The 21,570-nt window shown below is 45.7% G+C and carries 17 protein-coding genes; 10 read left to right on the top strand and 7 right to left on the bottom strand.

Annotated elements, in window-relative coordinates; genetic code table 11:
- The first annotated feature begins 447 nt into the window (after positions 1–447).
- The 4 genes from hemA to AS194_RS05120 all read left to right on the top strand — a co-directional run bounded on the left by hemA (position 448) and on the right by AS194_RS05120 (position 4,640).
- Complete coding sequence (hemA, locus tag AS194_RS05135) at positions 448–1,839, top strand: glutamyl-tRNA reductase (RefSeq protein ID WP_058024402.1); 1,392 nt, start codon at positions 448–450, stop codon at positions 1,837–1,839.
- Positions 1,840–2,355: 516 nt separating this feature from the next.
- The gene (locus AS194_RS05130) at positions 2,356–3,492 is read left to right on the top strand and encodes an aminotransferase class V-fold PLP-dependent enzyme (protein ID WP_058024401.1); all 1,137 of its coding nucleotides are present in this window, start codon (positions 2,356–2,358) and stop codon (positions 3,490–3,492) included.
- Positions 3,493–3,687: 195 nt separating this feature from the next.
- Positions 3,688–4,125: a YeeE/YedE family protein gene (locus AS194_RS05125; protein ID WP_058024400.1), complete on the top strand. Its 438-nt coding sequence runs from the start codon at positions 3,688–3,690 to the stop codon at positions 4,123–4,125.
- 95 nt (positions 4,126–4,220) lie between these two features.
- Entirely contained in the window at positions 4,221–4,640 is a 420-nt protein-coding gene (locus AS194_RS05120) for a DUF6691 family protein (protein ID WP_058024399.1), read from the top strand.
- A gap of 207 nt (positions 4,641–4,847) precedes the next feature.
- Here AS194_RS05120 and AS194_RS05115 read toward each other — a convergent pair whose 3' ends face one another.
- On the bottom strand, positions 4,848–6,512 hold the full coding sequence (locus AS194_RS05115) for an AMP-binding protein (RefSeq protein ID WP_058024398.1): 1,665 nt from the start codon (positions 6,510–6,512) through the stop codon (positions 4,848–4,850).
- A 393-nt stretch (positions 6,513–6,905) separates the two neighbouring features.
- On the opposite strand from AS194_RS05115, the gene AS194_RS05110 reads away from it, so the two are divergent.
- Positions 6,906–9,041 (top strand): NADPH-dependent 2,4-dienoyl-CoA reductase, encoded by a 2,136-nt coding sequence (locus AS194_RS05110; protein ID WP_058024397.1) that lies wholly within the window; start codon positions 6,906–6,908, stop codon positions 9,039–9,041.
- A gap of 174 nt (positions 9,042–9,215) precedes the next feature.
- On the opposite strand, the gene AS194_RS05105 is transcribed toward AS194_RS05110, so the two are convergent.
- Positions 9,216–9,779: a hypothetical protein gene (locus AS194_RS05105; protein WP_058024396.1), complete on the bottom strand. Its 564-nt coding sequence runs from the start codon at positions 9,777–9,779 to the stop codon at positions 9,216–9,218.
- 104 nt (positions 9,780–9,883) lie between these two features.
- Positions 9,884–10,888: a lipoate--protein ligase gene (locus AS194_RS05100; protein ID WP_058024395.1), complete on the bottom strand. Its 1,005-nt coding sequence runs from the start codon at positions 10,886–10,888 to the stop codon at positions 9,884–9,886.
- A 79-nt stretch (positions 10,889–10,967) separates the two neighbouring features.
- Here AS194_RS05100 and AS194_RS05095 point away from each other — a divergent pair, with 79 nt between their 5' ends.
- Positions 10,968–11,285: a hypothetical protein gene (locus tag AS194_RS05095; RefSeq protein ID WP_058024394.1), complete on the top strand. Its 318-nt coding sequence runs from the start codon at positions 10,968–10,970 to the stop codon at positions 11,283–11,285.
- A gap of 95 nt (positions 11,286–11,380) precedes the next feature.
- Here the strand turns inward: AS194_RS05095 and AS194_RS05090 are convergent, their stop codons facing one another.
- Positions 11,381–11,620: a hypothetical protein gene (locus AS194_RS05090; RefSeq protein WP_058024393.1), complete on the bottom strand. Its 240-nt coding sequence runs from the start codon at positions 11,618–11,620 to the stop codon at positions 11,381–11,383.
- A 247-nt stretch (positions 11,621–11,867) separates the two neighbouring features.
- Complete coding sequence (locus tag AS194_RS05085) at positions 11,868–12,281, bottom strand: hypothetical protein (RefSeq protein ID WP_152978604.1); 414 nt, start codon at positions 12,279–12,281, stop codon at positions 11,868–11,870.
- Between the two features lie 604 nt (positions 12,282–12,885).
- Here AS194_RS05085 and AS194_RS05080 point away from each other — a divergent pair.
- Together AS194_RS05080 and AS194_RS05075 are read left to right on the top strand one after the other, a co-directional pair.
- Positions 12,886–13,815 carry a DMT family transporter gene (locus AS194_RS05080; RefSeq protein WP_058024391.1) on the top strand — a complete coding sequence of 310 codons (930 nt, stop codon included), beginning with the start codon at positions 12,886–12,888 and terminating at the stop codon, positions 13,813–13,815.
- A 241-nt stretch (positions 13,816–14,056) separates the two neighbouring features.
- Complete coding sequence (locus AS194_RS05075) at positions 14,057–15,160, top strand: alkene reductase (protein WP_058024390.1); 1,104 nt, start codon at positions 14,057–14,059, stop codon at positions 15,158–15,160.
- Between the two features lie 106 nt (positions 15,161–15,266).
- Here AS194_RS05075 and AS194_RS05070 read toward each other — a convergent pair whose 3' ends face one another.
- Positions 15,267–16,310, bottom strand: coding sequence for a pirin family protein (locus tag AS194_RS05070; protein WP_413771706.1), 1,044 nt, complete (start codon positions 16,308–16,310; stop codon positions 15,267–15,269).
- An 88-nt stretch (positions 16,311–16,398) separates the two neighbouring features.
- Positions 16,399–17,682 (bottom strand): NAD(P)/FAD-dependent oxidoreductase, encoded by a 1,284-nt coding sequence (locus tag AS194_RS05065; protein ID WP_058024388.1) that lies wholly within the window; start codon positions 17,680–17,682, stop codon positions 16,399–16,401.
- Between the two features lie 437 nt (positions 17,683–18,119).
- Here AS194_RS05065 and acs point away from each other — a divergent pair, with 437 nt between their 5' ends.
- Together acs and AS194_RS05055 are read left to right on the top strand one after the other, a co-directional pair.
- The gene (acs, locus tag AS194_RS05060; RefSeq protein ID WP_058024387.1) at positions 18,120–20,081 is read left to right on the top strand and encodes an acetate--CoA ligase; all 1,962 of its coding nucleotides are present in this window, start codon (positions 18,120–18,122) and stop codon (positions 20,079–20,081) included.
- A gap of 276 nt (positions 20,082–20,357) precedes the next feature.
- Complete coding sequence (locus tag AS194_RS05055) at positions 20,358–21,515, top strand: NAD(P)/FAD-dependent oxidoreductase (protein ID WP_058024386.1); 1,158 nt, start codon at positions 20,358–20,360, stop codon at positions 21,513–21,515.
- Positions 21,516–21,570 lie beyond the last annotated feature (55 nt).

Here is a 21,570-nt window from a genome sequence, read left to right as displayed (position 1 = left end):
GAGCAGATGAACAGTATAAACAATAGCATCCGTGTTACTCATATCTGAGCAATCATCATTCTATTGATACGCTATGACGGATACTTGTTTTAAGCATGAGTTATTTTGCTAGAACTTTTATACAAATAGCTATATTGACCAGAATACTGTGAAAATATAACAAGTTAGGCGAGACTAAGCGAATGATTTATGGTGGTCTTAGCGACTATTTGCCAAAACACATCCATTGATTTTATCAATCATATCGGTAGTTGATTTGTTACATTTGCGACCAGATACAGAGATATCGCTATCATCGGCGGGTGAGTGTTAATTAACGCTGGCAATAATGATATAATAAGCGGTTTTTAGGGTCTTCCTTTCAGCGCTGTCGTCAAAAACTGTCTTTTAAAAATAATAAGATAGCGTGAGTGGGCAGCTGAGCGTCATGTTTATGGTCTATCAATAATGAGATTAGTGGTCATTGGGGTCAATCACAAAACTGCACCAGTCGCTCTGCGAGAGCGCTTGGCGCTGGTGGGTGACGATGTGAATGTCGCGCTTGAGCAAATAGAATCCTTCACGGATGGCAGTGTGATTGTCTCTACTTGCAACCGTACTGAGATTTATGCGCTTGTGCCCCATACGTTGACCCCGCACCACTCACACGCATCAAGCTCGGCAGTCAATGAGCAGACAGACCACGCCATCTCTCATAATGATTTTAGTAGCAGTGCTCATGTCACATCAAGCATGATCAGCGCTCATATCCTCAAGATTAAGACGTGGCTTGCTGAATTCAAACAGCTGCCACTCGTAGATATCGATCCTTATCTCTATGTGCACCGCGACACGCACGCATTGACCCACTGGCTAAGAGTCGCAGCGGGGCTGGATTCTATGATACTGGGTGAGCCGCAAATACTTGGTCAAATCAAGCGCTCTGTGCATTTGGCACAAGAGCAAAAAGTATTGAGCAATCAGCTCGGTTGGATCGTTGATCAAGTATTTGCCGCTGCTAAACGAGTACGTAATGAGACGCAAGTGGGTGCACAAGCGGTATCGCTGAGTTTTGCGGCGGCCAAATTGGTCACGCAGATATTTGATGACTTGCCGAGTCGTACGCTATTGGTCGTCGCGGCAGGTGAGATGAATCGTTTGGTTGCCACCCATATCGCAGGACTTGGCGTTGGGCGAGTGATTATTTGTAATCGTAATCCTGAGCGTGCTGAGGCATTGGCGGCTGAACTGCGTAGTCCCAATCGCCGCATAGACGTCAGACCCTTGCAAGATTTGCCGCAAGTGCTGGCAGACGCCGATATTGTCAGCAGCTGTAGTGGTAGTATGGATTTATTGATTGATAAAACCATGACCATGCAAGCGCTTAAGCGTCGCCGTTATCAGCCAATGTTGATGATAGATTTGGCCGTACCACGTGATATTGACTCAACCATCAGTCGCATGGATGATGTCTATCTGTATTCTGTCGATGATTTGCAGCATGTGATTGCTGGCAATATTGAGCAGCGTCGGCAAGCGGCGGTCGATGCGGAACTTTTAGTCAGTCAATTGGTCGTTGAAATAGATCGCCGCTTCCAAGTTCGTCAAGTGGGTAAAGACATCCAGCAGTATCGTACCTGTACTCAAAATCAAGTAGATAAGCTACTGCATGAGTCCATTGCTAAGCTGCAACAAGAAGATATCAGTCCAGAAGACATTCTTATTGAGCTGTCACGGCGCCTGACTCAAACACTGACGCACGCACCATCCAAGCTCATGCGTAAAGCGGCCCGCGAAGGTGATAGCGATTTGCTAGATTTTGTAGTGTCTGGGCTACAGGATGCCCATCGCGGGCGCTGATGTTCTCACAGCGTCGATCAACGAACACTTACCAATAAAACTCTAATCGCGCAAGCCATATCAGTGCCTGAGCGTATCGTTGTCAACCTCTAGTATCAGTGCTACTATCAAATCTTATGGATGATTTGGGTCAAGACAGTTTGGCTTAACATAGGGTGATGAGATTCGCTCATGTTGTGACTATAACGTGACTAGAAATAGTTTCGCCCCATGTTTATAGCCCTCATTAATGTGTATTAGAATCAGTGCGTTTGCATATCATGAATCTGAAGCATTGATATCAAAACAACACATGACCTCATCATCAAAGACAGTAGCGCTGGGTTAAAGGGTTATCTTGTCTATCCTATATCTTCTTCATTTTTGTTCGATATGAGTATTCGGTTGATACCAATCATCTATGGTACTTAACGATATTAGTATCTATATTATTTCCTATCCCTATATTAGGGTATAAAAATAAGGTCCAAAAAATTAAGAAACAGTCATCATCTAATCATATACTAGGAGTGTTCCATGCCTGCATTACGTCAAGATATCGATCCAAACGGCTTATTAGAGTATTCAGTGGTCTACACTGATCGTGCGCTAAACCATATGTCAAAAGCCTTTCAGCAAGTGATGAATGACTTATCTAGTGATCTAAAATCTGTCTACAACGCGGATGCCGTGGTGATCGTACCGGGTTCTGGTACTTATGGTATGGAAGCGGTCGCTCGCCAACTGGCAAATGACGAAGATTGCCTCATCATTCGTAATGGTTGGTTTAGTTATCGTTGGACGCAGATTTTAGAAAAAGGCAAAATTGCCAAATCGTCTACCGTGCTCACAGCCAATCGTACCGAAGATAGTGAGTCACCAAAGCCGTTTGCACCAGTCGATATCGACACGGCGGTAGCTAAAATCAAAGAAGAGCAGCCAGCAGTGGTATTTGCCCCGCATGTGGAAACCTCATCAGGGATGATTTTGTCAGATGACTATATCAAAGCGTTGAGCGCGGCTGTGCATAGCGTCGGTGGATTGTTGGTTATCGACTGTATCGCGTCAGGCTGTGTCTGGTTAGACATGAAAAACTTGGGTATCGATGTGCTTATCAGCGCCCCGCAAAAAGGCTGGAGCAGTACACCAGGCGCTGGTCTTGTCATGCTAAGCGAGGCGGCGGTCAAAAAAGTAGAAAGCACAGAGTCTGATAGCTTCAGTATTGATCTAAAGCAATGGCTGAACATCATGCGCGCCTACGAAAATGGCGGTCATGCCTACCACGCGACGATGCCGACAGACAGCTTACGCCAGTTCCGTGATGCGGTAAATGAAGCCAAAGCGGTTGGTTTTGATAAGCTATGTGAGGCGCAGTGGACGCTTGGCAAACGTATTCGCGAAGTACTAGAAGCCAAAGGCATCGAGAGCGTTGCGGCTAAAGGCTTTCAAGCGCCTGGCGTTGTCGTGTCTTATACCGATCGTGATGATATGCATAAAGGCAGCGCTTTTGCGGCAGCGGGTGTGCAAATCGCCGCTGGTGTACCCTTAAAAGTAGGTGAGCCTGACAGCTTCAAGACGTTCCGTTTGGGTCTATTTGGTCTGGACAAGCTGACCGATATCGACGGTACGGTCACGCGTTTTGAGGCGGCACTGGATGAAGTGTTAAGCCAGTAGGTCAATGATTAAGTGTTCTTATAAGTGGATATGAACGTCTTTGTAAGAGCACTTTTATCATCATAAAGTACTGAGCCGTAGGATAATACCAACGACTCAGTATTTTTTTACCCTTTTATTATATTTTATAATATAATGTTTTTTAATAAATAGATATTAAGCAAATACTTAATACACTTGAATGGGTAATCTGTTATGAGTATACAAATAGACTGGCAAGCATTTACACCGATCTCTTTAGTCGGTGGTCTGATGCTAGGGGTGGCGACGGTTATTTTGCTGCTCGGTATCGGCCGTATAGCGGGTATCAGTGGCATTTTTTCAAGCTTGCTAAAACCCAAGCGTGTAGAGATGTGGCAGATACTGTTTATACTGGGTTTGGTCATATCGCCCGTGCTGTACAGGCTGGCAAGACCGCTACCTAACGTAGAGATTAGTACTTCTTTGCCGCTATTGATCGTCGCAGGACTGCTGGTTGGCTTCGGCACGCGTCTTGGCTCAGGTTGTACCAGTGGGCATGGTATCTGCGGTAATGCACGTCTGTCTCCACGCTCACTGGTCGCGACCGTGACCTTTATGCTGTTTGGCATTGTGACCGTGTATATCGGTCGGCATGTACTAGGGCTACTGTAAATGCTCAATGGCAGATTGCTATGAGATTGCTAGTAGCACTAAAGTGCGCACAACATATAAGAGTTAATAGAAGATAATAATAGCGAGAGACGACGATGCTAAAAAATATAATCGGATTGCTGGCAGGGTTACTGTTTGGGTTTGGGCTGCTGGTGTCAGGTATGACCGACCCTGAAAAGGTGCAAGGGTTTTTAGACCTATTTGGCGCGTGGGATATCTCCCTTGCACTGGTGATGGGTGGTGGTTTGGTCGTTGCATTTTTTGGTGTGCTATTGGCCAAACGTCAACAAAGTAGCTGGGTTGGCACACCCATTGATATGCCAAGCAAAACCGTCATCACCAAACAATTGATTATCGGAGCCATGTTGTTTGGTATCGGCTGGGGGCTGGTCGGTATTTGCCCGGGGCCAGGCATCGTCTTGCTCGGGACGGGTCAGTGGCAAGCGTATGTGTTTATCCCTGCGATGGTCGTAGGGATGCTGGTCTATCAGTGGTTTGAGCCAAAAATTGGCTGATATAGTTAGTTCTCTATAAATTGGATACGGTGTCAGCCTCGCTTAGTCTACTATTTGTAGTACTTTTACTTGGCTTCCTTGTCTCCAAATTATATTGAGCCAACTATAGTATAAATAGGCTAGCACTCGAAAAAAGGTCAGCCACGTGTATGTGATTGACCTTTTTTATGAATGTTAGTTGATGACAGGATTTAATGTATTGTCAGATCACTTAGCACTAGCAGTAACTTTTGACGTTTCGTGCGCCAACGATTTGGCTGCTTGGCGTAGCTCAAACTTTTGTACTTTTCCCGTACTGGTCTTTGGAATTTCGGCAAAGACAATATATTTTGGCACTTTAAAGCCTGCTAAGTGCTGACTACAATGCGCCATTACCGTATCGCGTTGCAAGGTGCTGCCCTCATGAATCTCGATAAAGGCGACGGGCACTTCGCCCCATTTATCATGTGGCGCGGCGACGACCGCACAGCTCTCAATGGCAGGGAGCTTGTATAAGACATTTTCGACCTCGATACTAGAGATATTCTCACCGCCTGAGATGATAATGTCTTTAAGCCTGTCCATAATTTTGATGTAGCCGTCAGGGTATTTGACACCCAAATCCCCCGTGCGGAACCAACCATCAGTGAATGCTTCTTCAGTGGCTTTGCGGTTTTTTAGATAGCCTTTCATCACCATATTGCCACGTAGTGCCAGCTCACCCATCTCTTCGCCATCGGCGGCGACTGGCTCAGTCGTGCCTTGTTTAAATACCTCAAACCCTGTCATTAAGTGTGAGGTCACGCCTTGACGTGATTTTTTTTGGGCGCGGGTAGCGACATCAAGATCACTCCATTCTTCTTGCTCAGCGCAAACGGTCACTGGCCCATAGACTTCAGTGAGACCGTAGACGTGAGAGATATCAAAGCCCATCGCTTCCATTGCTGCCAGCATGGTTTCAGATGGCGGTGCCCCAGCGACCCAGCCTTTGACGGTATGCGTAATGGCTTCCTTATACTCAGGTTTGCCGCCAGCAATCATATTATGGACGACGGGCGCAGAGCAGTAATGGGTCACTTGATGCTTGGCAATCAGCTGCAATATCAAATCCGCATCAATCTTACGCAAGCAGACATTGACCCCAGCGCGCTCAGCGATGCTCCACGGGAAGCACCAACCGTTACAATGGAACAGCGGCAACGTCCACAGATACATTGGATGCTTTGGCATATCCCAATCCAAAATATTCGACACCGCATTGAGCGTAGCACCGCGATGATGATAAACGACGCCTTTTGGTTTGCCTGTTGTGCCAGAGGTGTAGTTCAGGGCAATGGCATCCCATTCATCCGCTGGCAGCTCCCAATTATCCAAGCTGTCTGAACTGGCAACCAATGCTTCATAGCTCATCTGTCCAAACGGCTCGACATCGATAGCATGATCGGTCGCGTGAATGACAATGAGGTTTGGGAAGGTCTCATCGATAATCTCAGCGTGCTCCGCAAACTCGCTATCCAAGATAAGAACCTTGGCCTCTGAATGCTGCAAACAAAAGGTCAGGGCGTTGATATCAAGGCGCGTGTTCAATGTACAGAGTACGCCGCCTGACATGGGTACGCCAAAGGCGCATTCGACCATCGCTGGCGTGTTTGGCAGCATGACGGCGACCGTATCGTTTTTATCAATACCCAGTTTGCGTAAGCCATCCGCCAATTGACGGCAGCGCGTATAAGTCTGTTGCCATGTCTGAGTGAGATTGTTGTGTGCAAGGTCATCATAAATGATCGCAGTCTTATCAGGATAAACCTGAGCGCTACGGATAATAAAATCAATAGGGGTGAGCGGTTGATAATTGGCGGCGTTTTTGCCGAGGCCAGTATGAAAATCTGTCATGATGATAATCCTTTATCGTATTTTTATAACGCGTCAATAGGGTAACGCAGCACCTTAATTTAACACAGAAAGGGATTAGAATAGTCGATGTTTATCGATTAGTCTAATGGGCGGTGAGGAGAGAGTGATAAAATAGTTCTCTGATTATAAAAAAACATAGTCAACACTGGATCGGGTTTTATCGTAATAACCTAACGATACGCCACCAGCCCGTGTGATGATTGGCACACTTCACGATCGTATTCTGATCGTCACCAAATAGTGCTCACTCATCAGTCGTTTGTCTGCATAGCTAGTGATAATAGCGGTGTGTTACGATACCAGTAACGCTAAATCTTATAGTATGTCTGTTCTGCAAAATAGTCCAAAAAAAACATTCATAAGGAAAATGATATGACCGCCAGCCGTTCTGCCAATACGATCGAAACTGCCAGCACTAACGAATATTATCCGCATTTATTTGAGCCATTGGACTTGGGTTTTACCACGCTAAAAAATCGCATGGTCATGGGCTCTATGCATACGGGGCTTGAAGACCGTTTTTATAATTATGGTAAGCTGGCGGCGTATTTTGCAGAACGTGCCAAGGGCGGCGTGGCAATGATGATCACAGGCGGTATCTCACCGAACCGCGAAGGTTGGCTACTACCTGCTGGCGGCACGATGAATAGCAAAGCTGACGTCATCAATCACCAGCGGGTCACTCGTGCTGTGCATAAGCATGACAGCAAAATCATCATGCAGATATTGCACAGTGGTCGCTATGGCTATCATCCTTTTGCGGTATCCTCCAGCCCAATCAAATCCCCAATCTCGCCGTTTAAACCGCGCAAGATGAGCATTAAAAACATCGAGCAGACAGTCAAAGACTATGCCCGCTCAGCGCGTCTTGCCAAGCAAGCGGGCTATGACGGTGTCGAAATCATGGGCTCTGAGGGCTACTTACTCAATCAGTTTTTATCGCGCCACGTCAATCAGCGTAGCGATCAATACGGCGGCGATATCAATGGTCGGATGAAGTTTGCCGTCGATGTGGTCAAAGCTGTTCGCGAAGCCGTTGGTGAAGATTTTATTATCCTATTCCGCTTGTCAGTCATCGACTTGGTCAAAGATGGCAACGTCATGGATGAAGTCATCACCGTGGCAAAAGCGCTAGAAGAAGCGGGCGTGACTATCATGAATACGGGCATCGGCTGGCATGAAGCGCGTGTCCCGACGATCGTCACCAGCGTACCACGCGCCGCTTTCGTTGATTTCACCGCTGAGATCAAAAAACACATCAATATCCCAATGATGGCGGCCAACCGCATCAACATGCCAGATACCGCAGAAAAAATCATCGCTGATGGTCAGGCAGATGTGATTCAAATGGCGCGTCCATTCTTGGCGGATGCAAACTGGGTCAACAAAGCCAAAAACGGTCAGACAGATCGCATTAACACCTGTATCGCCTGTAACCAAGCGTGTCTCGACCATACCTTTGAAAACAAACGCTCGACTTGTCTGGTCAATCCACAAGCCTGTTATGAGACTGAGCTGGTCTACAAAAAAGCGAAAAAACCGAAAAAAGTCGCCGTCATCGGTGGCGGGGTCGCTGGTATGTCGGCCGCTCATGTCGCCGCCTTACGTGGTCATGAAGTGACCTTGTTTGAAGCCAAAGATGTGTTGGGTGGACAGTTCAACTACGCCAAAGTCATCCCGGGTAAAGAAGAGTTCTTTGAGACTGTTCGCTACTATATCAACGAGCTTGAGCACTTAGGCGTCGAGATTAAACTCAATACTTTTGTAGATAAAGACATGCTGGAAAAAGCCAAGTTCCATCATGTTATCGTCGCCACTGGCGTTGTACCTAGAAGTCTCGCAGGTAAGCTTGAAGGGGCTGATCTGCCACAAGTCATCAGCTACGCTGAATTGCTCTCTGGTGAAAAAGCCGTGGGCAACACCGTGGCGGTCATCGGTGCTGGCGGTATTGGTTTTGATGTTAGTGAATATCTGACTGCCAATCACGGACAATCGCTGGATGAGATCGGCCCTGAAGGTCTAAAAGATCCAGATTATCGCCCTGAACCGCAGTCCATCAGCGAGTGGCGCGAGGAATGGGGCGTAACCAACGATACCGATTATCAAAGTGATGGCGGACTGGTCAGACCTAAAGCGATTAAGCCCATTCGTCAGGTCTATCTGATGCAGCGTAGCAAGGGTCGTCTTGGTAGTGGCCTCAACAAAACCTCGGGCTGGGTACATCGCGCCCATATCAAATCACATGGCGTCATCCAAGTCGCTGGCGTACAGTACGACAAAATCACCAACGAAGGTATTTGGGTCACCAACTCTCAAGGTCAAAGCCAGCTACTCCGTGTCGATAGCGTCGTCGTCTGTGCTGGTCAAGAGTCAGTTGCCAGTCTGATGCCAAACGTTGGTGATGCGCCAGACGCGCAGTATCATTTGATTGGCGGTGCTAAGCTCGCCGCTGAGCTAGATGCCAAACGTGCGATTCGTGATGGGGCAGAGGTTGCGGCAGAAATCTAAAAGTTAGATAGCTTGAGTTAAATGTAAAAGCAGCAAGATAGATTATCTTGCTGCTTTTTTTGCTTTGGAAAATGTGGTTGTTAGTGCATTATTTATTTAGTTTTATTTTTCAGTCTAGTATCGTAATTATTTTAATGAAAAGGGCTTTAAGCGTAGAGCGATGTTAGTGAGAGGCTATTGTACTAGAGCATCGTCTTTAGCCAGTATTTGTGTTAACGGTTTTTTAAGATTCTGGTATATCTGAGGTAGCGCTTTGAACGGCTCAAGGGTAAAGCTAAAAGGCTGATCTGCGTTAAACACCCAATATTTTCCTATTAATTCACCCTCTGTCGTTTGCAGATTATCTTGGGGCACATGGTTGATAGAGAAATGATTTTTATCAGCGTTATACCAGATACCTATCGCACGCAAATCTTTCTCATCGTTATAACTTAGCGTTAGCTGTGGCTGAACTTGGTTATTAACCGTTACTAGCGTTATCGTTTTACTCGGGAAAGGCGCTAATGCTTTTGCCCAGCCAGTACCCTGCTGTGAGTGAGCCGATACGCTAGCCCACTGTCGTTTGACGTAGGTTGCATCTGTATCCGAATGGACAATAGCAAATAAGTCTTGTTGAGTGATTTCTATTATTTGGCGTCGAGGGTATACCGTCACAGTCGTTTTATCGGCTGAAATAGTATTGTCTTCCATCCCCAAAAAAGAATTCAGTGCAAAGAAAATAATGGCGATTTGTTCCATGAGTCACTCCACCTTTTTTAACGGATTAACTTTAAATAGCTACCTCTAAAATGCTAAGTGAGATGCAAAGACATATAAGATCAAGATATCAGCAGACTACAAGCTCAAGCATTCATCTCTCCAACCAACCACCCTTCAAAATCATTAATCTGCGCCACCAATTCAAGTTGCGTTTTTGCTAGCTCAGCAAGCGCATCTTGAATCTCTTTCTTGTTATATTTCACACCCGTCAATGTCTCTTTAAGCAAATCAATCAGCTCGACATTTAACGCATCAGAGAAGATGACAACCTCTGAAATCACCGCTTGCTTCACATCCATATGCACATCCATTATGCCCCACTCAAAGCGCGTCTCGATATGATGGCTAAACTCAGGCGTCTTGCCAAAGCGCCAATCCCAGTCCGCCATCTGTTGATAGTAAGCGTTTAGCGCCGGCTGCTTGGCAAGGCTGGCTTCATCCAACTGCTCAACTGGCGCAGTTTCTCCGTAATACTCATAAAACGCCTCGATAATCGCCTCAGACAACGTCTCATGATTGATAGCATCATTGAATTCTACCAAGTTTGCTACGCGCGCACGTACCGATTTGATGCCTTTTGCTTTGAGCTTTAAGGGATGCGGATTGAGATAGTCGCCAAGCTTTTGCATATTGGCATTGACTAGCAGTGTCCCATGATGAAAGCTACGGTCAGACGCATGCTTAAAGGCGCTGCCTGATATTTTCTTATCGCCGACTTGCATGTCATTACGTCCGGACTTCTCAGCATCGATACCGAGTTTTTTTAGCGCATTGACGATAATAGTGAAGTTAGCATCTTGGTCGTAGTCGGCCTTGGGTGACAAAAAGGTAAAGTTGGTATTGCCCAAGTCATGAAACACCGCGCCGCCGCCGCTTTGCCGCCGTGCCAAAAACACATCGTCGGCTTCCATCTTATCGATTTTGCATTCTACCCACGGATTTTGCGAGCGTCCGATGACCACGGTCTCGCTATTGCGCCATAGGAAAAGCGTGTGCGACTCAGGATCAAGGGTATTAAATATCCAGTCTTCGGTCGCAAGGTTAAACCACGGGTTGGTCACGGCGGATTTTAGGATGCGTAGTTTCATTATTTATCCTTTTTATTATGTGTAGTAGGCTTTCACATATAATGTTTACATATTATTCAATATCTATAGGAATTCTAACATGAGCGACTTAGATAAATTAGCAAGATTAGCTGACCTTTTTACTCAAATACGAGATATTCTAATTCAAGAGAATGAGAATAATTGGATAAGAGGTATTAACTCAATATTGAATCAAATAAATTATTCATTAGAGAATAATGAAAAGATAAAAGACACTATTAAAAGTATAGGTAACACCTATAGCTTTATGAATAACGGTAACGGTAGCTTTTCAGATTTTTATATTTGGAGAGAGGATTTTGATGAGAGAGTTGTAGAGAATAATAAATTTATTGAAATAAAAGATAAAATAGGTAGTTTAATAGCTAATCAATAATTTTGAAGTGTAGCGCGTAGAGTGGGTTAGCCCGAGCGTAACCCATCATCTAACTAGCATTTAAGAACGTTTATGTATAACTAATTATTATAAACCTACCCAAAATCTTCTTTTAAAACCCTCGCCATATTCCGCTCAGCAAGTCCGGTGATAAACACATACGGATTGACGCCAGCGTTACCGGGGATTAACGCGCCGCCGTAACCGCTACCGACGATGATATTGTCAAAGTGTCCCGCTTGTGTGACGGTAGTAGGCAGTTTTGGCTGCTTGGCGAGGGTTTGACAGCCGCTCATTGCTGCTGTGGCACTGACTGTGGCTGCGCCTAACCCCATGGATTTGATAAATTGACGTCTTTACATGCTCGCCATAACCTTAAACGTTTGTTATGACGAGGCTAGTCTAGCAAACTATTTTTTCTGTATTGTGTCACGAGCTCTACTCAAAGCGTTCCGAATAAAAGTATTTTCTTTACTTTACTAGAAGCAGTCTCGGTTTGTGTTTGCTATAGGTGATAAAAAGCTGAACCTAAGCTCAGCCTGTAGTTAAACATTCGGTCTTTTAGGCCACGCGAGATAATAATTACTCAGAGCAAATCTCCCACTGCGAGGTTGTGCTCAAATAACATTGTAGAACCTCCTTACCCGACTCTGCATATGTTTGACTGACTACTTTTTTGCTAGATGGCGCGCGATATCTGATAATGGCTGGCTCATCATTGACGGTGGTCGTCCATCCAGTCACCTCATTACGGTCATTATAGTTTGCTTGATTAGATGTGGCCATTTTGCCAAATCCTGGCAAGGTATAAGAGACTTGCCTAAAACTATAACTCATCGCCGCGCCCTCAACGACATCGTATCGACAAGTCAGCTTTTTTTGTAATGTGTCTTGCTTATAGATATAGCAAATAGTCGCATCTGAATATTGACCGACGCCGCAAAATCCTGCCGTTGCAACTGACATAGCACTGATGCATAACGCTATCCTTTTCATAATCATTCCTCAATAATTTATAAATCTTACTAATCATATTTGTCATCTATTTTTGTATCGCCAGATACGAGCCAATACCTCTAGATAGTAAAAAATTAGCAAACAAATATCAATTATTATATTTTTAAGGAAAACTCCTACTGATTAGATGGTATTGGTTATACTTTGATATTATTAAGATTATCTATCGATGAGTCTTATTGTTAGAAAGCTTCGATATCAAGATAGGTTCTATTCTTATACATACTGATGAGAGTAATGACTCAAGAGTGACTTTGGAGTTTGCCAGTATATAAATAATAAAGCGCTAGAATAGGCTAAAGTAGACAAATTTTAGGGTAGCAGCGTCTACTGGTTTTTCGCTCGATAAAGTATTTTACCCAATTATCTAAGATATAGAAAAGCTAGACATCGTGAAATGGCTTTAAATAAGACAGGTTAATCCATAAGTATGCGCGATAACACCTATAAAAAGCAATATACAAGGTGGTTATAGATTTACCATCATAGTGCCTTATTAGCACATTAACCTCCACCACATATCAGACGGTTATGACCGACACGAGTTGGCAAATGCAGTCTAAGCACTTAATAGGATTACCTAATGACCAACCGTGACCTCATCATCTTTGTGACGCTCTCTTTTATGTGGTCGCTCTCCTTTGTGTTTTATCGGGTTGGCGTGCCTGAGTTTGGGTCATTGGCTTTTGCCAGTCTGCGCGTGTTATTTGCCGGACTGGTCATGCTCGTATTTGTACTGCTAAAAAAGAAAAACAGAGACGGTATCAAACAGCACTGGAAAATGCTGTCGCTGGTTGGTTTATTCTCCGCCGCATTGCCATTTGTATTGTTCTCTTTTTCTGCACAGTCAGTGAATGCAGGCGTACTCGCCGTACTAAACGCTTCCGTACCGATGATGAGCGGCTTTATCGCTCGCGTCTTCTTTAAGGATAGGCTATCGAAAAAACAAGCACTTGGTTTGGTGATCGGGGTGATTGGGGTAATCATACTGATGAGCGAAAGCTTATTTGGTGGCGGTGAGCCAGGCAAAGGATTGGTCGAAGGTCTATTGCCGATGGGCTACGCGCTATTAGCTTGTGTAGGTTATGCGCTTGGGGCCAACATCACTAAAAACTATCTGTACGAAGTATCGCCAGTCGCTATCACCGCAGGCTCGCTCATTATCGGTAGCATCATTATGCTGCCGGTGGCTTTTACTGAGTTCCCTTATGGTCAGGCAATCAGCATAAAGGCATGGGTGTCTGTAATATGTATCGGCGTATTTTCGACCGCCATTGCCCTCATTTTTATGAATCAGTTGATCAAAAATATTGGGCCAACGCGTGCCACGAGTATCACGTTAGTCATTCCAATTTTTGCGATTATTTTGGGCTATCTATTGCTTGGCGAGGCGCTAAATATACAAGCTATCATTGGTTCGATTGTGATATTGATCGGCACATATCTGTCATTAGAGCTATCAATTAAGAAAATGCTAAAGCCAAAAGACAAGACCCAGACGAACAGTATTTAAGGCTTAGTAAACAGTCTTCGTAGTAAACAAATACGAAGATTTATATAGGTGAATATTACTGTATCTGTTTGTAAATATTGCTTGGAATAATGAAATCTGTCCCCTATAAAGGTAGGCGCTAAACGTAGATTTACTAATGATATTATAAGTTTTTCTAAACAGCATTCGATAATAATTAGTATGAATGATGGTTGCTATAACTAAAGATCATAGATAGCAACAATAACCAATAGGACAGATTATGGCACACGATATTTTATTTGAGCCTGTAAAAATGGGCACACAAACGCTAAAAAACCGCATTATGATGGCCCCACTGACACGTCTGCGTGCCGTTGAGCCAGGCGATGTCCCTATCACATGGGCAGCAGAGTACTACTCGCAGCGTGCAGGGGCGGGCCTTGTCATCACTGAAGCGACGCAAGTATCGTTTCAAGCAAAAGGCTATGCAGGCGCACCAGGGCTACATACTCAAGATCAAGTCACTGCATGGAAAGCCATCGTTGACAATGTCCACGCTAAAGGTGGCAAGATCGTCGTCCAGCTATGGCACACAGGACTTGTCTCACATGAAAGCGTACAACCTGAACGCCGTGCGCCAATTTCAGCCTCAGATGTCGATGTAGGTATCCGTACCTCATTGCGTGATAGTGACAACCAAGCCATTCGCGCGGATGCCACGCCGCCGCGCCCAGCCAGTCTTGATGAGATTCAGCAAGTGGTTACTGACTTTGCGCATGCAACCAAGTGCGCGCAGGAGGCAGGGTTTGATGGTATTGAGATTCATGGCGCGCATGGTTATTTGCTGCATCAGTTTTGGGCTGAGCATACCAATCAGCGTGACGATGAATACGGTGGCAGCCGCGAAAACCGCGCGCGTCTGACCTTAGATGTTATCGATGCATGTGTGGATGCTTGGGATGCAGATCATATTGGTATTCGTATCTCGCCACTGGGCACATTCAACAATGTTGAGGGAGGCTACGAAGAAGACGATAACATTTGGCTGATTGAACAAATCAATAAGCGTGGTCTAATGTATTTGCATCTGTCAGAGCCAGATTGGGCAGGTGGTACGCCGTATAGCGATGAGTTCCGTCAGCGTGTCCGTGATGCGTTCGATCAGACCATCATCGCGGCGGGTGGCTATGATGCGGACAAAGCTGAGAAGAACATCAAAGCAGGCTATATCGATGCGGTAGCATTCGGTCGTGATTATATTGCCAACCCTGATCTCGCTGAACGTATTCAAGAGGGCGCACCGCTCAACGAGCAGCATCCAGAGAGCTTCTATGGTGGCAGCACGGTTGGCTACACTGATTATCCGTTTATGAATGAAGTGTAAGCAATTATCCATCCGTCAGTATCACTGAATAGGCAGACAAACGCGTTATAAAAAAGCCCTTTGACTATCGATAGTTAGAGGGCTTTTTTTTACGCATTTATTTTGATTAATATCCAAAATTGCCTGTTTGATAATCACGGAACGTTTGTCGTAGCTCATCTTGGGTATTCATCACAAAGGGGCCGTGACCTGCGATAGGCTCTCCGATAGGCTCACCACTTAACAACAGTAGTTTGGCAGGAGCATGTTCGTTATCAGCGCTAGTATAAGTCAGCTCAATCGTATCAGTGTCTAGCATAGACGCGCTTGTAGAGATAGCACCTATGGATGTCTTTGTGGGTGCGACAAACTGAATCAGATTGCCTGCACTGATAGATGTGCCATTGACCAGTACTCGGCCTTCTTGTACGAGCAGTAACGTATTGTGCGTGCTAGGTACTTCGAGTATCGTTGTGCCTGCGGTATGCAGCGCGATATCCCATAGGTTAACTGGCGTAAAGGTTACCGCATTACCTGTGACGCCGTGCCAGTCGCCTGCAATGATGGCAACTTGACCGATGACCGTTTGTTTGTCAGCGCTTTGAGCAACAGCATCTTTAGTAAGATTATCTTGAGAGTCGGCATCGCGACTGTCCATTAACTCGATAATAGGCATCTCAGCACGTTTGATAAATTGATATTTAGGATCAGTCAGCTTGTGCGCGCTTGGCAGATTGACCCACATTTGCACCATACTAAACACACCACCGCGCTGCCCAAAGCTTTCTGAATGAAACTCTTCGTGTAGAATGCCGCGACCAGCGGTCATCCATTGCACATCGCCTTCCAAAATATCCCCACGCCCACCGATTGAGTCAGCATGACTGATCTCACCTGAGTACGCGAGGGTGACGGTCTCAAAACCTTTATGAGGGTGTTTGCCAATGCCATGTGGCTGCGTCTGATAATCAGGATTTGGTGCAAATGTCGTCGGCTCGCCATAATCAAATAGTAAAAATGGATCGGTATGACTGTAATTGAAGTCTGGTTGGTCATCGACATAATTGATCAATGTTTTCACAAAAAATCCGTCACCGACCCAATGTGGTGCTTTATCACCATGAATCTGTTTGATTGGACGCATCGAGTACCTCGCAATTCTATCTAGCATAAGTCATATCAATTAATATTATACCGCAATTTCATAATAAAATGAACTTATGTCGTGTTTATTTTATGCTATCAAATGCGATTGCTTCTTAAACGACCTCGCCACTGACAAAACCACTGGCCCATGCCCACTGAAAATTATAACCACCAAGCCAGCCTGTTACATCGAGCACTTCGCCGATGAAATACAAGCCATCTTGTAGATTGCTTTGCATGGTCTTTGAGGATACCTCATCGGTTTTTACGCCGCCGCGGGTGACCTCAGCCGTACGGTAGCCTTCAGTACCAGAGGGCTTGAGCTGCCAGCCGTTGAGAGTAGCGCCAAGCTCACTCAGTCGCTCATCTTTGATATTGGCAAGCTCAGTATCTTTGATATCGTCCCACAGCTGGGTTTGTAGTGCTGCCAATAGTTTTTTGGGTAGTGCGTTGTCTGTATTTTCTGCCAATACAGTACGGATCAGTTGGCGTGGGTGTGACTTTTTGCGGGTGAGTAAAATATCGGTGACATCTACATCGGGCAGTAGGTTAATGCTAATCGTCTCACCACTGTGCCAATAGTTCGATAGCTGGAGCATGGCAGGGCCAGAGAGCCCGCGATGGGTAAACAGTACAGGCAGTTTAAAAGAGATACGCTCGTTACTGGCAATGACTGGTAGGCTGATGCCTGCTAAGCTACGAATCAGCTCGCCTGTTTTGTCCGTGAAGGTAAATGGTACAAGACTGGCATCCGTTGCTATCAAGGTATGACCAAACTGCTGCGCTAGCTCGTAGCCAATGCCGCTTGCGCCCATCGTTGGAATAGACAAACCACCAGTTGCCACCACTAACGACTCACAACGATAGCGCGTCTGTGACGATTGACTTTCGCTTGCGACGTCTTTTTTGCCAAGCTTTTTGCTGGTTATTAGCTCAAACCGTTTTGCTTTATCATGGTCAGTCGTCTGTACATGATTGATTTGGGTATTGAGCTTGATTTGCACACCGACAGCCGTACATTCATCAAGGAGCATAGTGAGGATATCTTGGGCAGAATCATCACAAAATAGCTGCCCGTGTTCACGCTCATGGTAGGGAATCTGATGCGCCTCTACCATGCCGATAAACTCCCAGCTTGGATAGCGACTCAGTGCCGACTTACAAAAGTGAGGATTGGCACCGATAAAATGCTCAGGCTCGACGAAGTAATTGGTAAAGTTGCAGCGGCCACCACCTGACATCAAAATCTTTTTGCCTGCTTTATTGGCGTGATCTATGACCAAAACGCGACGACCACGGCGACCTGCGGTGAGCGCACAATATAATCCTGAAGCGCCAGCGCCGACGATGATGACGTCATAGTGAGTAGAGGGTTGTGCATTGTGGTGATTAGTCATTGCGGTCTCGTAAAACAATCATTTAAAAAAAGGTGATAACAAAACCAATTGTATGTGTTAATAATACAGATCGGCGGTGTTGTCTAAAGCAGTATCGGTAGGGTAGCTATTGTCCATATTTCATTTGAGGTTACAAGGTTTAAATGTGATATCCGATGAACTGTGACATGGCATCTGCATATCAAGAGCACTCTTGATTGCGATGTTGCAATAATCCTTACTAATAATTCTTCAATAACCGCTGCTATCAATCACCAAGTATACAGATGTACAGCGAAATTGTTATGATTGGCTGATGATGTCTTGCAACCGACACGCTTATTTGTCAAACTATCGCTGAGTGTCACGCATTATGGAAGATGACTCTTATTGCCTGCATGGTTAGTCGTTATAGACGACTTTCTATGTAAGTCATGATAATTAAAAGGAACAATACTATGACCCAGAAATCATTTCCAATCTCAGCCGAGTTTATGGCTGCTGCCAATACCACCCCTGAAAAGTATCTCGAAGACTACAATCAATCTATTGAATCAACCGAAGCAAATGATGCGTTTTGGGCGAAGCGTGCTGAGCTGCTCGACTGGATAAAAAAACCGACCAAAGTCAGCAATGTTAATTATGACTTAGACAATTTTAATATTAAATGGTTTGAAGATGGTGAGCTGAATATTTCCGTCAACTGTCTTGATCGTCACCTCGAAAAAGATCCATACAAGCCAGCTATTATTTGGGAAGGGGATCACCCTTCACTACACAAGATTATTTCTTTTAAAGAATTACATGAAGCAGTCTGTCGTCTGGGCAACTCGCTACGCAAGCTTGGCGTTGGCAAAGGCGATCGTGTCACGTTATATATGCCGATGATACCAGAAGCCATGGTTTCAATGCTGGCATGTGCGCGTATTGGTGCGGTGCATTCTGTGGTATTTGGTGGGTTTTCTGCTGAGAGTCTGGGCAATCGTTTGATAGACAGTCGCTCAAAAGTCGTTATTACGGCTGATGAAGGTTTACGTGGCGGCAAACATACACCGCTCAAAGCCAATGTCGATCATGCTCTTGAGATGGATGGGACTGACAGTGTCGAAAAAGTCATCGTCGTCCACCGCACAGGCAACTCTATCCCAATGAGTGGTCGCCGCGATGTCTGGTATCACAATCTCGTTGATGGGCAATCAGAGATCTGTGAGCCTGAAGTGATGAATGCCGAAGATCCATTATTCTTACTGTATACCTCTGGCTCAACGGGTAAACCCAAAGGCGTTGTGCATACCACAGGGGGTTATATCACTTATGCCTTGTCTACCTTCCGTGATGTCTTTGATGTCAAAGAAGATGACGTTTATTGGTGTACCGCAGATGTGGGCTGGATCACAGGTCATACCTACTCAACATATGCACCGCTCGCCAATGGCACCACGACAGTCATTTTTGAAGGGGTGCCAGAGTATCCAACATGGGCACGTATCGGACATATCATCGACAAGCACGACGTGACCATTTTATACACCGCCCCAACGGCGATTCGAGCGATGATGAAAGAGGGTGATGCCTTTGTACGTGAGTCAGATCGCTCAAGCCTGCGTTTGCTGGGTTCAGTCGGTGAGCCAATCAACCCAGAAGCGTGGGATTGGTACTATCATGTCGTTGGTGACAGCAAGTGCCCCATTGTCGATACGTGGTGGCAAACGGAGACAGGCGGTATTTTGATGGCACCGATTCCGGGAGCGGTCGATCTCAAGCCGGGTGCCGCGATGACGCCGCTATATGGTATTAAACCTGAAGTCGTCAATGCTGAAGGCGCAATCATGGAAGGCGCTGCCGAAGGTAATTTGGTCATCAGTAGTGGCTGGCCTGGGCAAATGCGTACGATCTACAATGACCATCCGCGCTTTTTGAAAACCTATTTTAGCGATTATCCCGGCTATTACTTCACAGGTGATGGTGCGCAGCGTGATGAAGACGGACATTATTGGATCACAGGCCGCGTGGATGACGTGCTAAACGTCTCAGGGCATCGCTTGGGTACGGCAGAGATTGAGAGTGCATTGGTTGCTCATCCGGCTACTGCCGAGGCCGCGATTGTTGGTATGCCGCATGAGATTCGCGGGACAGGTATCTGTGCCTTTATCATTCTAAAGTCTGGCGAAGAAAAAACAGACGATCTAAAGGCGGAGCTAAAACGTCATGTGCGTGCCGAGATTGGGCCGATTGCGACCTTAGATGCTATTTATATGGTGGATGCGCTACCAAAGACTCGCTCAGGAAAGATTATGCGTCGCATCTTACGTAAGCTGGCAGAAGGACAATATGTCGGATTGGGCGACTTATCTACGCTGGCCGATAGCTCAGTGATTAATGATTTGGTAGAAGAAGTCAAAGCGAGCCGCGGAGAGTAGTTGCGTTAGCCCGTCTATCGGGCACGCGAACGGTGCTATTTCAACTTTGATATCCGTTCAGCAACGTCAAATAAAAGCCATGTTATCGTGAATAGCATGGCTTTTTTACGCAGACGATATTGATATTGCGGTGCTTTAGAGGTTCAATGTCAATAATCAATTAACCTGACGACTATCGCTTATCACTGATCACTTAGGTCACTGATATCTACCAGCTCGTCTGAGCATTTAGATGTGGTAGCGACTCATAAATACTCGATAAGGTTTCCTGTCATTATGACTGATCATACTTTGCTCTCAACGGATAAATCTTCACCAAAAATCGCGATCATTGGTGGTGGTCTGACAGGACTGCTAACCGCGACACTACTAGAACGCGCCTCAAATCAGACACACAATCTATCCAATACACCGCAAATCACTATTTTTGAAAAGTCGCGTAGTGTTGGCCGGTTAGCGACGCGCTATCGTACCAACAGTGACACAGGTAAAAACTGGCAATGGGCATTTGGGGCACAGTTCTTTACGGCAAAGACTGATAGTTTTCAGCAGTTTATCGCCCCTTGGCTAGAGACAGGGCTGCTACAGCCATGGTGTGCCAATGTGGTCGAGCTCACGCCCGCGAATGATAATGGCCAATCGCCCGATATCCAAAGTAAAGAGCAATGGGATACCGTGCATGCGCGCTATATCAGCACACCAAAAATGAGCAGTTGGGGACGTGAGTTAGCCGCTGGGCTCAGGCATACAAACATAGTGTTTAAGACGCGTGTGGCTCCGCTGGATGAGCATACCACTCACTCAGATGATAAAAAAACTGAGCTATTTGATGGGACAGGGGAGAGCCTCGGTTGGTTTGATTGGGTCGTTTGTACTGCACCAAACGGTCAGGCAGTAGAGCTGATGGCAGACAGTGGATTTAGTCAGCAAGTTAACATCACCCAGCCGCAGATGCAGGCCTGCTATACGTTGATGCTCGGTTGGGACAATGCCCAAGAATTACCTGAAACAGTGAACTCTCAAACAGCACCGCAGTGGGATGTTGCTTATTTAAATAGTGAGGTACTCGATAGAATATTTATTGAGCATCATAAACCCGCTCGTGATGAACTATTACCAAGCATCACCATTCATGCGCGTAATGACTGGTCACAAGTCCACGTCGATGATGATTTGGAGACAGTCAAAGCCACGTTATTAATGGCAGCGCAGCAAGCCTTAAACTGGGACAAAGATAGTGCTCCAAGCCAAACAGATTGTCATCGCTGGCGCTATGCGGCTACTATAATAGATACAGATACTAAAGAGCTAGGTATCTTAGTCGATGAAACCAGACAGTGGATTGTCAGTGGTGACTGGTGCGCACACGGTAATATCGAAAGCTGCTATCAGGTAGCACAGCAAACCGTTGGGGCGATCTGTAAGAAAAGATAACGGTGCTGTGATGGTCTGTCAGCAGCGCTGGTTTACAAATAAGATTCAAAGATAC

This window comes from Psychrobacter piscatorii (genome assembly GCF_001444505.1).
Classification (GTDB): domain Bacteria; phylum Pseudomonadota; class Gammaproteobacteria; order Pseudomonadales; family Moraxellaceae; genus Psychrobacter; species Psychrobacter piscatorii_B.
Note: the sequence above shows the minus strand (reverse complement) of the source record. Positions and strands in the feature narration are given on the sequence as shown.